A 12,251-nucleotide genomic window follows, 5' to 3' on the forward strand; every position below is an offset into this window, starting at 1 on the left:
AGCGAAAGTGAGCGACTGCTTCTCTTTACAAACTGCCGGGATATGGTATATTAATTAGCAATTGCAAATTCAATATTGACCTGTTATTTCACTAGGGGAGTCGGCCGACTGAGACGGAGCTTTAAGCTCCGGACCCTTGGAACCTGATCTGGATCATACCAGCGGAGGGAAGTGGAGCAGAATTGTTCAGCGGAGCCGCACTAAGCTAACTGACTGTGACGTTCAGACCCATTTATTTCCTCCGGAAATGAATGGGTCTTTCTTGTGTTTGCTGTTGCCGCCGATCCGGCAAGTATCGTCAAACAAACTACGCCCGCAGGAGGTTTCCACATTCCACTATGCTCACTATAACCAACCTGACTTATTCTTTTGCAGCGGCTAGGAATCCGGTATTCTCCGGTCTTTCAATGACCGTCCGCCAAGGCGAATTCATTTCCGTTGTTGGAGCCAGCGGCTGCGGGAAAAGCACACTGTTCAAAATCATTGCCGGCCTGCTCGAGCCGTCCGGCGGTGAAATAACCGTACATGGACGCTGCTCTCCTTCGACACGCACAAGGCTTGGACAGATCGCTTATATGCCGCAGCAGGACCTGCTGCTGCCTTGGAGGACCGTGCTGGACAATTGCCTGCTTCCCTGGGAGCTGAAGCAGGACTCTAGCAGGCACGAGGCACTCGCCCGGATCCGCGGAATGCTGGACCGCTTTGGCCTCTCCGGCAAGGAAACAGCTTATCCGCAGGAGCTGTCCGGCGGGATGCGCCAGCGGGTCGCTCTGCTCCGCACACTTGCTGCTGGCAACGAACTGCTGCTGCTTGACGAGCCGTTTGGAGCGCTGGACGCGATCACCAAACGGGAGATGCACCGCTGGCTGCTGGAGCTGTGGGGCGGGCTGGAAAAGTCCGTTCTGTTCATCACCCATGATCTTGAAGAAGCACTGCTGCTCAGCGACCGGATTTATTTGATGACCGGCGGCTCTGGCGGCGGGCTGCAGGAGCTGATCGTCACTTTGCCGAGACCCAGACATTACAAAATGAATTATGAACCGCAGTTTGTTGCCCTGCGGGAGGATTTGGAGCGTAGATTGCATGAGAGCTCTATGGTATAAGAAACAGCTGCGGACTTATGGCCCCTTTCTACTGCTTGTGGTGCTGCTTATTGCGGCATGGGAGATCACAGCACAGCTGAACATGATCCCTTCATTTATTCTCCCGGGGCCAAGTGCAATTTGGACAGCGCTGATTGAAAAGCGGGGGCTGCTGTTCGGAGAGCATTTGCCCGCCACGTTGCAGGAGACACTGATCGGGTTTGCCCTCTCGGTTGTTTGCGGAACACTGCTGGGTACCGGCATGCATATGTTCGCTCCGCTCGCCAAAGCACTTTATCCCATGCTGATTATCAGCCAGACCATTCCGCTGATCGCGCTCTCACCTATTTTTATTATGTGGTTCGGCTATACCCTGTGGGGCAAGGTTGCTGTCGTCTTTCTGACTGCCTTTTTTCCGGTTGTGGTAGCCGTCTATGACGGTCTGCGGCAAAGCGGCAGCCTGTACAGAGACCTGCTGCTGACGCTTGGGGCTAACCGCTGGCAGATTCTGCGCAAGACACAAATTCCGCTGGCACTGCCCTCCTTTTTCTCCGGACTTAAGCTGTCCATCGTTTACTGTGTGATCGGAGCTACGATCGGGGAATGGCTGGGCGGCAGCCGGGGGCTTGGTTATTTCAGCCGCCGGATGGCCGGCAATCTGCAAAGTGCAGAAATGTTCGCCGCCGTATTGCTGCTGTCCGTTTTGGGTGTAGCCTTGTTTCTCAGTATCGCTGTGCTCGAAAAACTCATTTTGCAGAAAAGAGGATTTTACCGATGACCCATTCTGAGCTGTATCGCAATCATTCCACACATAAGAAAACACACCGCCTTATTCCATACTTATTGTTGTTATGCCTGCTTACCCTCTTAAGCGGCTGCACCAGCGCAAAAGACCCGGATACCTCCGCCGCTTCTTCAGAGACTTCCAGCGACAAACCGCACAAGCTGACTATAATGCTCGACTGGTATCCGAACGCAGTTCATTCCTTCCTGTATGCCGCTCAGCAGAATGGCTATTTTGCCGAAGAAGGGCTGGAGGTGGACATTCAAATGCCGGCGGACAGCAATGATGCTTTGAAGCTTGTAGCCGCAGGCAAAGTCGATCTGGCTCTCAGTTACCAACCGCAGGTACTAATGGCTCGGGGTGAAGGAATACCTGTAAAATCAGTCGCAGCGCTCGTAAGGCATCCGCTCAATCATCTTCTGGTCCCCGCAGAGAGCGGGATAACCGGCCCGAAAGAACTCACAGGCAAAAATGCCGGATACTCCTCCATTCCCCTGTATGAAGCGATGCTCCGGACAATGGTCAAATACGACGGAGGCGATCCAGATTCACTGAACCTGATTGATGTTGGATTCGATCTTATTCCTGCTCTTTCTACCGGACGCGTAGACGGCATTATCGGCGGATTTATTAATCATGAGGCATTGATATTGGAAAAAGAAGGACACCCCGTCACTTCATTCGATCCGACGGACTACGGAGTGCCGGATTATTATGAGCTTGTGCTTGTTGCCAGTGAACAGGGATTGTTGGATTCGGAGGATGACTACCGGAAGTTCATGAATGCGGCACACAAAGGACAGCAATTCGTACAGGAGCAGCCTCAGCAGGCACTTAAAATATTGTTTGCACACGAAGACTCTACCGCCCCGCTCGACCAAGCAATCGAGACAAAAAGTCTGGAAATCCTTCTGCCGCTGATGGATGCAGGAAAACTGCCTTTTGGACAGCAGGAGGAGAAATCTTGGGAGAACGTGCACACGTGGCTGTCCGAGAACGGACTGTTGAGCGGAGAAACGGTCAGCAAGGAAGCTTTTGTTAATCTGTAGGAGCTAAGTTCTAAGGGCCGAAGTTTAGAGATTCATGGATGGGGACTGGACTTATGTATGGGGACTTATATCGTGGACCATCTTTATGAGGACTAATCCAGTGTTAGCGGGAACAGGATTTTGTGCAGTATTTTCGTTTAAAAGCTTACGCAACAGCGTTATCTGGATACTGTGAATGCGGTTCTATTAGGTGTATGTAGGCTGAATCTAGAATCCACAGCGTTTTAGTTAATTTCTAAAGAGCATTTTTGTTTTATGATAGTATTTTCTGCAGCAGATTGCTCATTATTGTGCGGTGAATCGCATTCTGCTGTATTTCATGCAGTAGATTTCTTCATTTCCGAGCAAAAGCCCCTTTCTGCTAGATTCTGCTGTACAGAGTGCAATAGAAGCTGTTTTGCGGCTAATTTAGGGGCCGTCTGCTGTAGAAAGTGCAATAGAATGTGCCTTGGACTGCCGCTTAGAGGGATGATAGAGATTAGAACGGACATCCGCTGCAATACGCTGTAAAGCACCCCAAGCTTTGGAGCTCTGACTATACCTAATTTCAAGTTCATTTGATATATTTGCAGTTTTGCTTACAGTTTCAGCAAGCTGATTCAAACAAAACTTCGAGGAGGACTAATAATGAGTTATTTAGCTAAAGTACGTGAAGCCAATCCGCTTGTGCACAACATCACCAACATTGTGGTGGCCAACTTTACCGCCAACGGGCTGTTGGCTCTGGGCGCTTCGCCCTTCATGGCCGATGCCCATGAGGAGGTGGCGGACATCGCCGCGATGTCGGGAGCTGTCGTGCTTAACATCGGCACGCTGAACGAGCATACCATCACCTCAATGGTACTGGCCGGACAAGCGGCTGGGCGCCATAAGGTACCGCTGGTGCTGGACCCGGTTGGAGCCGGTGCTACCGCCTACCGCACCGATGTCACGCATAAGCTGGTCCAGGAGCTGCACATTACCGCCCTGCGCGGCAATGTTGCTGAGGTGGCCCATGTTGCCGGGGAAAGCTGGGCCATCAAGGGCGTAGACGCCGGTGCCGGCGATGGCGATGTCATCGCTTTGGCGAATAAAGCGGCACGAAAGCTGGAATGTGTGGTCATCATTACCGGGAAAGATGACGTAATTACCGACGGCATCAGCACCTACGTCGTCAGCAACGGTGATCCCATCCTGACCAAAGTTACCGGTACAGGCTGCTTGCTCAGCGCCGTAGTCGGAGCTTTTCTGGCGGTCAGCGGCGGGTTATGGCTGGAAGCGGCTGCCGAGGCGCTCTCCTTCTATGGTGTCGCGGCCGAGATCGCAGCCGAACGGACAGCTCTTAAAGGCCCCGGCGCCTTCCAAATTGAATTCCTCAACCAGCTGGCCCTGGTCACTCCGGACATCTACAAGGAGAGATCACGGGTACAGCTGCTCACACTATAATGCTTGCGGTAAAGGAGTGGACTACATGACAAAAGTATTCAAAGCGCTGACAATCGCCGGCTCCGACAGTGGCGGCGGCGCAGGCATCCAGGCCGATCTGAAAACATTCCAGGAGCTTGGTGTGTACGGCATGTCGGCACTTACCGCTGTGACTGCACAGAATACTCTCGGAGTACAAGGCGTATACCCGCTCGGAGCAGAAGCTGTCACCGCTCAGCTTGATTCCGTCGGAAGCGATCTGCAGCCGGATGCGGTCAAGACCGGCATGCTTTTTAGCGGTGAAATCATCCGCATCGTTGCCGGGAAGGTACGCCAGTATGGCTGGGATAAGCTGGTGGTTGACCCGGTTATGATTGCCAAAGGCGGCTCACCGCTGCTGCAGCAGGAAGCCGTGCAGGCGCTGATTACCGAGCTGCTGCCGCTCTCCCTGGTGGTAACACCTAATATACCGGAAGCGGAAAGTTTGACCGGAATGAAGATTTCCGGCTTGGCAGACCGTGAACGGGCAGCGGTGCTCATCCATTCCATGGGCGCCCGCGTTGTTGTTCTAAAGGGCGGCCATGATGACGGAACGACAGGAGTCCTCGATCTGTTGTATGAAGGGAACAAGTTTATCTATCTGGAAAGCCCGCGCATTTCCACGCGGCATACCCATGGAACGGGCTGCACCTTCTCTGCGGCAGCGGCGGCCGGATTAGCACAGGGCAACACCGTTAAGGAAGCAATCCATACCGCGAAAGCTTTTATCCAGGCGGCCATCGAAGACAGTCTTGGCATCGGTGCAGGGCATGGGCCGACAAATCATTTTGCCTATGGCAACAGAATGCGGGGAAACGTGAGATGAAGAGAATCGACAGCGAAGACATGCGCAGACTCCTGAAGTTGTACTTTATAATGGGCAGTGTCAACTGCCGGATCTCACCAGCAGGCACATTGACACAGGCCATTGAAGGCGGAATTACGCTGTTCCAGTTCCGGGAAAAAGGCCCCGGGGCGCTGACCGGAACAGCAGCATTCAATCTGGCCAAACAACTTCAGCAGATATGCCGCGACCATCGTATCCCCTTCATCGTGAACGATGATATTGAGCTGGCAATCGCGCTTGACGCCGACGGTGTCCATGTGGGACAAGAGGATGAGCCGGCCCGCTCCATCCGTCAGCGGCTCGGTGATCACAAGATCATCGGCGTCTCTGCCCATACACAGCATGAAGCCCGGCAGGCCATCGCCGATGGTGCAGACTACCTCGGAGTTGGCCCGGTCTACCCGACTTCCTCCAAAGACGATGCCGAGTCGGTGCAAGGCACCCGGGTCATTGAAGAGCTGCGGCGCTGCGGTCTTACCATCCCGCTGGTCGGCATTGGCGGAATTACGCCGGGTAATGCCCAGCCGGTTATCGGAGCCGGAGCCGATGGAGTATCCGTCATCTCAGCTATTGCCCGGGCGGATGACATTAGCGCTGCAGCAAAAAAATTGTTGCAGATTCTCCGGTATACATGATTGCACCCGATTTTTTTCGAATAGAGTAAAGCTAACTTAAAGAGCTGCCCATTACAAAAAACGCAGAGACCGTAACAGACGGTTCTGCGTTTTTTTATTGGTGAAATTTATAACTTAAACCTTCCCATAACTATCGTGTTATAGTAGTTGCCGTCAGAAAGAATCCGGTCCTTCGTGATGACCCCTTCGATTTCAAATCCGAACTTTTTATACAGCTGCACCGCTTTTTCGTTTGTTTCCAATACATACAATATGATCTTAGTGATTCCGTTCGCGTCCGCCCAAGCAAGCGACTGTTCCAAAAGATGTTTCCCGATGCCAAACCCCCAATACTCCCGCGCTGCACAGATTCCGAATTCCACTTTATGTGAGAATCTTGTAAGATGATTCCCCTCACATCTCGAAAATGCCACAATTTTGCCTTCAGCTTCCGCCACTAAAAATAAGTTTCTGTTATCTTCCGTATCCCGGGCGATCAATTGTTCAAAGCTGGAAGTGTCGATAACCCCCTCACCCTGAACTCTGTCCATGTTCTCGGTTTCGCCGTCAATCTGCAGCCTTAATTGCGATAATTTCGCGGCATCTGCTGGGTCGGCGGATCTGATGATGTAGCTTAAGCCTTTTACCTCAAAACCTTTTTGGTCAATGTTCATGCTTTACTCCTTTATACAGTGGTAGGTAAATTATAGCATTTACATCCCGCTGTTTCAGGTGTATTATTAGTTTACTTTGTAAACTGTTCACAAACGTAACTATATTCAGCAAAGGGGGTCCGCTCACATGATTGATCCACAGCAGACGAGTGAGGTTTATCATTCCTTTTTCGCGGTGTCCCGCCAGCTCAAGAAGCTTGCACACCAAAGTGCAGCAAAGCTGGGGCTGACGGTGCATCAGATCGGCATCCTGAACTCCATTCAAGACAACCCGGGCCAATCACAGAAAGAAGTTACCGAACGGCTGGTTTTTGCCAAGAGCCGGGTAAGTACTCACATTGATGCTCTGGCAGAGAAAAATTTGGTCACCCGGGTCATTTCGGAACAGGACCGCAGAGAAACCAAACTGTATATTACTCCTGCCGGAGAAGAGCTGTGCAAGCGGTACAACGAGGAGGCTTTTTCCTATAAAGTACTGGGATCGGCACTGGAGCAGTTTTCCGGGGAAGAGATTGACACCCTCCTGCGGATGAACAGACAACTGCTCGACAAGCTGGCGCAGGCACAGGAGCAAGAGACTTAACAAAAAAATTCCACACAAAGCTGGTGATGTGTAATGTCAAGAGGTTTTGGTGCAGCAGGATTTGGTGGCGGACCTGGGCATGGCAAGCTAAAATTTGATGATGATGAGTTGCATCCGAAGATTTCCAAGCAGCTTCTGCTGCGGATTTCTAAGTATTTTATTCCCTACTGGAAGCAGACGCTGCTGGTTATGATCGTTTTATGTGTTTCTGCAGTTCTGGGGCTTTTGCCGCCCATCCTGATCCAGCATATTATCGACCAGGCGCTGCCGGACAAAAATCTGCATCTGCTGCTGTTGCTGGTCCTGGCTTCACTAGGCGCAACCGTTGTCTCGGGACTGCTGGGAGTGCTGCAAAATTATTTGAATTCTTTTATATCGCAAAATATCGTCCATGATATGAAAAACCAGATGTACAGTCATCTCCAGCGGATGCCGCTGCAGTTCTACTCCAGTGTTAAACAGGGGGAAGTCATCACCAGGATGACTAGCGATATCTCGGGAATTCAAGGTGTGTTCAGCAACACGATTGTTAATTTTGCCAGCAATTTATTTATCCTTGTCTCCACTGCGGTGACGCTCTTTATTATGAACTGGAAGCTGACGCTGCTTGGAATTTTTGTTATTCCTCTATTCATACTGCCTACCCGCAAAATGGGCAATTTGAGCTGGAAGCTGGCTAAAAAAACACAAGAGAAATTCTCCGAACAGAATGAAGTTATTGAGGAAACGTTAAGTATCAGCGGCTATTTGTTAATGAAGCTGTTCACCAAAGAAGAAGCGGAATATACAAATTTCAAAACGATTAATGCAGAAGCTACACACCTGCAAATCCGCCAATCAATGGCCGGACGCTGGTTCATGATGGTCCTCTCCACCTTTACCAGCATTGGACCGCTGTTGATCTACTTGTATGGCGGATATCTGTTCATCCAAGGTGAGCTAACAGTCGGTACGATCATCACTTTTGTCGCCTTACTCGGCAGACTGTACGGGCCGGTCTTGCAAATGACGAATTTGTATGTCGATATTAAACGCTCCGCAGCGCTTTTTGAGCGAATCTTTGATTATTTTGACATGGATCCACAGATTGTTGATTCTCCGCTTGCCCTGCACATCAACGCTTCAGGGAAGGACATCGAATTCCGTGACGTAAACTTCGCTTATCAGCAGGATAAACCGGCGCTCCGCCATATATCCTTCACTGCTGCTGCCGGAACCCTAACCGCCCTCGTCGGGCCCAGCGGTGCCGGCAAAACAACGATCACGAACCTCATCCCGCGCCTCTATGAGCTTGATTCCGGTGCGATCACCATCGGCGGCAAGGATATCCGCGATTTCACACTGGACTCGCTTCGCTCCCAGATTGGTCTGGTGACGCAGGATACCTATCTATTCAACGGAACGATCAAGGAAAATTTGCTGTACGCAAATCCAGAGGCCAGCGAAGCAGAGATCATGGGTGCCTGCAGATCCGCTTATATTCATGATTTTATTATGGAATTGCCTGAGGGTTATGATACGGTTGTGGGTAACCGGGGCATCAAACTGTCTGGCGGTGAAAAGCAGCGAATCTCCATTGCCCGGGTGCTGCTCAAAAATCCGCCGATTATCATCATGGATGAGGCCACTTCCTCGCTCGATACGGTGTCGGAATACTATATCCAACAGGCCATGCATGTGCTGCTCCTGAACAAGACCAGCCTCGTCATCGCCCATCGGCTGTCCACGATTATGGCTGCTGATACGATTCTGGTGGTTAAGGCCGGTGCGATCGTCGAAGAAGGCACACATAACTCGCTGCTGAAAAATGACGGGGTCTACAGGGATTTGTATAACAAGCAATTTGAACCGAAGATACTGTCGTGAGGATCCCTGATACAAGTGGAAACGGATACCGTCCTCAAAAGGACGGTATCCGTTTCAGCGAGAAATTGAAGGATAATTTATAGCGTGAAGCGTATAAATGCTTATATTTTCAAAAATCCGCACAGTCCGCTGAGAGTAGCGTTCTGATGCGAATTTTTTTGCCTGCATTCAGCTGTTGCTTATCCATTCAACCGGGAAAAAAGCTCCTCCCGCTCCTCCTCGCCCAAATATCTCCAATGTCCCCGTTCCAGTCCGTTCAGACTAATATTCATAATCCGTATCCGCTCCAGTCTAAGCACTCTGTAGCCCAGCTCTTTGCACATGCGGCGAATTTGCAGGTTCAGCCCTTGGGTCAAAATGATTCCGAACTCATATTCACTAACCGCATAGGTCACACAGGGTTTGGTCACCGTTCCCAGAATCGCGACACCGGAGGACATGTCCTGCAGGAAGGTTTCGCTCACCGGTTTATCCACAGTTACCCTGTATTCCTTCTCGTGTCCATTCTCCGAACGCATCATGGTGTTCACGATTTCTCCGTCATTGGTCATCAGGATCAGACCTTCAGAATGTTTGTCCAGACGGCCAACAGCAAAGATCCGTGAGGGATAACTGACAAAATCTATAATATTGCCCTCCACCTGCCGCGCAGCGGTACAAGTGATCCCAACAGGCTTATTGAGCGCCAGATATACGGGTTCCTCCTTGCTGGGGGTTACGGTCTGTCCGTCAATGGCTACAACATCCCCCGGCTCTACGCTGGCACCCGGTTCACAAACCTCTCCATTGATAGAAATCCGCCCGGCGGTGATCATCCGGTTCGTTTCTCTGCGCGAATAAAGACCCGTTTCACTGATATACTTATTAATTCTCATGCTGATCCCGCTTCCGTCCCGGAAATGAAAAACATCTGATTTCAGCGTACAAAATCAGATGCTTCAGTTCACATAATCTATGAGCACTACGCTCTGTTATTTGCTGCGACCGGATGAAGTTCCCCCGCTGCTCTTGGCAGCAGCATTTCCTTTGCTTCCTTGGCTACCGGGAGCTACGCCTTTCGGTTTCACCGGCTTTGCCGTTTTGTTCCAGCGCGTCCAGCCCTTGCTGCCTGTTCCTCTGCCTGTGCCGCCGCCTTTGCTTTTTGCCACAATATCACTCCGTCAGTATTCAGTTTTCGCCTTGCATTTCTCTATCTTACCATTACTATAGGCAATGTGTCAGGAAAATACACAAACAACCCGCCGGTACAAGTCCGGCGGGTTGTTATTCAGCGGATGAAATTCAGTACTTCAGGCGATTTATTTCGGCTGAATATAACCTTCAGCCTTCAGCAGTTCGGCAATCAGTACGGCTCCTCCGGCAGCGCCTCTCACAGTGTTGTGAGACAGGCCGACGAATTTATAGTCGTACAGCGAATCCTCGCGGAGTCTGCCGGCAGAAATGCCCATGCCGTTCTCGATATCTCTGTCGAGCTGAGTCTGAGGACGGTTTTCTTCTTCGAAGTAGGTGATGAATTGTTTTGGCGCACTTGGCAGTTCCAGTTCCTGCGGACGTCCTTTAAAGCTGTTCCAGCGTTCAAGAATTTCTTCCTTGGACGGCTTCTGCTCAAAGGAGGCAAATACTGCAGCCATATGGCCGTCAGCGACAGGCACACGGATACATTGTGAAGTGATCACCGGCTGTTCGCTCTTGACAATCCCTCCGTCAGTAACCGTTCCCCAGATCCGCAGCGGCTCCTGCTCGCTCTTCTCTTCTTCGCCGCCGATGAACGGAATCACGTTATCCAACATCTCCGGCCAATCAACAAACGTTTTGCCGGCTCCGGAAATCGCCTGATAAGTTGTCACGACAACCTTCGAAGGCTTGAACTCGTTCAGTGCATGCAGAATGGGCATGTAGCTCTGAATCGAACAGTTCGGTTTCACGGCAATGAACCCGGTTTCCGTACCCAGACGTTTGCGCTGCTGTGCAATGACCTCAAGATGCTCCGGATTGATTTCCGGAATCACCATTGGAACATCAGGAGTCCAGCGGTGTGCAGAGTTGTTGGAGATTACCGGCGTGCCGGTACGCGCATAAGCTTCTTCCAGCGCCTTGATCTCTTCCTTCTTCATATCCACGGCGCAGAAGATCAAATCCACATCCGCAGCCACTTCCTCTACCTTGGAAGCATCCTGTACCATGATGCTCTTCACGGCTTCAGGCATAGGTGTAGACAGCTTCCATCTGCCTTTGACTGATTGTTCATACGTTTTGCCTGCCGAATTAGCACTGGCAGCAATAGCTGTTACCTGAAACCAGGGATGATTCTCAAGGAGTGCAATAAACCGTTGACCCACCATACCGGTACCGCCGACGATACCTGCTCTTAACTTACTTGACATAAGAAATTCATTTCCTTTCAAGCAGCTCCTATTGATAGGTGCTTTTTAATAACCGATTATAAATGATATACGCAGCTTACACAATATGTGAACGAAAAGTAAGTATTTCCTTTAATAAATATAGCCCAATTCATTCAGGAATTTCACGATCTCCTGTAGAGTCCGCAATACGGAATATTATCATAATTACCATAATTAAAAAATCCATGACCTAGCCCTTCAAACCGAACCAGACGCGAATCATTGCCGGCTTTTCTCATGGCATCTACGAATTCCTCCACGGTTGCATAAGGAATATTCTCGTCCTGTGTTCCATGAAAGAAAAGACTTGGAGGCAAAAACCCTCTCACATGATCTTTAGGGGACGCGCCTGTGAGGTCAACCGAAAGTTCCGGAAACATTTCAATGAGTACTGCTGTGTCCACCCCACCGTTGAAGATAATGAGCACATCTGGAACACTACTGACTGACAGATCACCGGACAGATCATCGGGAAGATCAGTAACTGTTTCAATCATCGCCGTGCAAAGGGCCAGGTAACCTCCGGCAGAAGCGCCTGCAACGATAATACGGCATGGATCGATCCCGAGAAGATCAGATTGTGCTCTAACCTGCCTTACCGCTGTTTTGGCATGCTTAATACTCGTAACAGGTGAGAACAAACCATCAACGTGCCTTGGACGATATTCCACGCAGATCGAAACAAAACCCAGTGCGGAAAAATAATGTGCGTGATGCTGAAACTGTTCCAGCCTTGCTTTACCCGCTGAAAACCCTGCGCCATGAAAAAACAAAATGGCTGGACACAGTTCATCACATGCCGGAGGTTCAAACACATACATTTTCAGCTCTCCATACTCCGCACTACTTGTATACACCAGTTCTTTAATCGGGAATTTGAACAGTTTCATCACCCTCTGGGTAC

13 protein-coding genes and 1 riboswitch are annotated in these 12,251 nt (G+C 50.5%); of the genes, 8 read left to right on the forward strand and 5 right to left on the reverse strand.

All coding sequences use genetic code 11. From position 1 onward, the window contains the following. The first annotated feature begins 83 nt into the window (after positions 1-83). Positions 84-187: riboswitch (TPP riboswitch) on the forward strand. A gap of 151 nt (positions 188-338) precedes the next feature. The 6 genes from ACQ76X_RS11885 (at position 339) to thiE (ending at position 5,840) form a co-directional block, all read left to right on the forward strand. After that, a complete protein-coding gene (locus ACQ76X_RS11885) occupies positions 339-1,103 on the forward strand; it encodes an ABC transporter ATP-binding protein (protein ID WP_438494006.1) in 765 nt (254 codons plus the stop codon). Beyond that, positions 1,084-1,860 (forward strand): ABC transporter permease, encoded by a 777-nt coding sequence (locus ACQ76X_RS11890; protein WP_438494008.1) that lies wholly within the window; start codon positions 1,084-1,086, stop codon positions 1,858-1,860. The genes ACQ76X_RS11885 and ACQ76X_RS11890 overlap by 20 nt, the downstream gene beginning before the upstream one ends. Further along, positions 1,857-2,915, forward strand: a complete 1,059-nt coding sequence (locus ACQ76X_RS11895; RefSeq protein ID WP_438494010.1) for an ABC transporter substrate-binding protein — start codon at positions 1,857-1,859, stop codon at positions 2,913-2,915. The genes ACQ76X_RS11890 and ACQ76X_RS11895 overlap by 4 nt, the downstream gene beginning before the upstream one ends. A 627-nt stretch (positions 2,916-3,542) precedes the next feature. Further along, positions 3,543-4,340, forward strand: coding sequence for a hydroxyethylthiazole kinase (gene thiM, locus ACQ76X_RS11900; protein WP_438494012.1), 798 nt, complete (start codon positions 3,543-3,545; stop codon positions 4,338-4,340). Between the two features lie 25 nt (positions 4,341-4,365). Continuing rightward, positions 4,366-5,184 (forward strand): bifunctional hydroxymethylpyrimidine kinase/phosphomethylpyrimidine kinase, encoded by an 819-nt coding sequence (thiD, locus tag ACQ76X_RS11905; RefSeq protein WP_438494013.1) that lies wholly within the window; start codon positions 4,366-4,368, stop codon positions 5,182-5,184. Further along, the gene (gene thiE / locus ACQ76X_RS11910; RefSeq protein ID WP_438494015.1) at positions 5,181-5,840 is read left to right on the forward strand and encodes a thiamine phosphate synthase; all 660 of its coding nucleotides are present in this window, start codon (positions 5,181-5,183) and stop codon (positions 5,838-5,840) included. The genes thiD and thiE overlap by 4 nt, the downstream gene beginning before the upstream one ends. Before the next feature lie 107 nt (positions 5,841-5,947). Here thiE and ACQ76X_RS11915 read toward each other — a convergent pair whose 3' ends face one another. Then, positions 5,948-6,493 (reverse strand): GNAT family N-acetyltransferase, encoded by a 546-nt coding sequence (locus ACQ76X_RS11915; protein ID WP_438494017.1) that lies wholly within the window; start codon positions 6,491-6,493, stop codon positions 5,948-5,950. Between the two features lie 127 nt (positions 6,494-6,620). Here ACQ76X_RS11915 and ACQ76X_RS11920 point away from each other — a divergent pair, with 127 nt between their 5' ends. Together ACQ76X_RS11920 and ACQ76X_RS11925 are read left to right on the forward strand one after the other, a co-directional pair. Beyond that, positions 6,621-7,076, forward strand: coding sequence for a MarR family winged helix-turn-helix transcriptional regulator (locus tag ACQ76X_RS11920; protein WP_076111367.1), 456 nt, complete (start codon positions 6,621-6,623; stop codon positions 7,074-7,076). A gap of 33 nt (positions 7,077-7,109) precedes the next feature. Beyond that, positions 7,110-8,942: an ABC transporter ATP-binding protein gene (locus ACQ76X_RS11925; RefSeq protein ID WP_438494018.1), complete on the forward strand. Its 1,833-nt coding sequence runs from the start codon at positions 7,110-7,112 to the stop codon at positions 8,940-8,942. A 179-nt stretch (positions 8,943-9,121) separates the two neighbouring features. Here ACQ76X_RS11925 and ACQ76X_RS11930 read toward each other — a convergent pair whose 3' ends face one another. The 4 genes from ACQ76X_RS11930 to ACQ76X_RS11945 all read right to left on the reverse strand — a co-directional run bounded on the left by ACQ76X_RS11930 (position 9,122) and on the right by ACQ76X_RS11945 (position 12,237). Further along, positions 9,122-9,817: a pseudouridine synthase gene (locus ACQ76X_RS11930; protein WP_438494020.1), complete on the reverse strand. Its 696-nt coding sequence runs from the start codon at positions 9,815-9,817 to the stop codon at positions 9,122-9,124. A gap of 96 nt (positions 9,818-9,913) precedes the next feature. Next, positions 9,914-10,093 (reverse strand): DUF3934 family protein, encoded by a 180-nt coding sequence (locus ACQ76X_RS11935; RefSeq protein WP_076111364.1) that lies wholly within the window; start codon positions 10,091-10,093, stop codon positions 9,914-9,916. 147 nt (positions 10,094-10,240) lie between these two features. Beyond that, complete coding sequence (asd, locus tag ACQ76X_RS11940) at positions 10,241-11,326, reverse strand: aspartate-semialdehyde dehydrogenase (protein WP_438494022.1); 1,086 nt, start codon at positions 11,324-11,326, stop codon at positions 10,241-10,243. Between the two features lie 143 nt (positions 11,327-11,469). After that, complete coding sequence (locus tag ACQ76X_RS11945) at positions 11,470-12,237, reverse strand: alpha/beta hydrolase (RefSeq protein ID WP_438494023.1); 768 nt, start codon at positions 12,235-12,237, stop codon at positions 11,470-11,472. Positions 12,238-12,251 lie beyond the last annotated feature (14 nt).

Source organism: Paenibacillus sp. IHBB 3054 (genome assembly GCF_051594305.1).
Taxonomy (GTDB): Bacteria; Bacillota; Bacilli; order Paenibacillales; family Paenibacillaceae; genus Paenibacillus_AQ.

Bases quoted from the DNA above. Each gene is read 5' to 3' on its own strand.
- ACQ76X_RS11885 (WP_438494006.1), top strand. From the start codon at position 339: ATGCTCACTATAACCAACCTGACTTATTCTTTTGCAGCGGCTAGGAAT.
- ACQ76X_RS11890 (WP_438494008.1), top strand. From the start codon at position 1,084: ATGAGAGCTCTATGGTATAAGAAACAGCTGCGGACTTATGGCCCCTTT.
- ACQ76X_RS11895 (WP_438494010.1), top strand. From the start codon at position 1,857: ATGACCCATTCTGAGCTGTATCGCAATCATTCCACACATAAGAAAACA.
- thiM (WP_438494012.1), top strand. From the start codon at position 3,543: ATGAGTTATTTAGCTAAAGTACGTGAAGCCAATCCGCTTGTGCACAAC.
- thiD (WP_438494013.1), top strand. From the start codon at position 4,366: ATGACAAAAGTATTCAAAGCGCTGACAATCGCCGGCTCCGACAGTGGC.
- thiE (WP_438494015.1), top strand. From the start codon at position 5,181: ATGAAGAGAATCGACAGCGAAGACATGCGCAGACTCCTGAAGTTGTAC.
- ACQ76X_RS11915 (WP_438494017.1), bottom strand. From the start codon at position 6,493: ATGAACATTGACCAAAAAGGTTTTGAGGTAAAAGGCTTAAGCTACATC.
- ACQ76X_RS11920 (WP_076111367.1), top strand. From the start codon at position 6,621: ATGATTGATCCACAGCAGACGAGTGAGGTTTATCATTCCTTTTTCGCG.
- ACQ76X_RS11925 (WP_438494018.1), top strand. From the start codon at position 7,110: ATGTCAAGAGGTTTTGGTGCAGCAGGATTTGGTGGCGGACCTGGGCAT.
- ACQ76X_RS11930 (WP_438494020.1), bottom strand. From the start codon at position 9,817: ATGAGAATTAATAAGTATATCAGTGAAACGGGTCTTTATTCGCGCAGA.
- asd (WP_438494022.1), bottom strand. From the start codon at position 11,326: ATGTCAAGTAAGTTAAGAGCAGGTATCGTCGGCGGTACCGGTATGGTG.
- ACQ76X_RS11945 (WP_438494023.1), bottom strand. From the start codon at position 12,237: ATGAAACTGTTCAAATTCCCGATTAAAGAACTGGTGTATACAAGTAGT.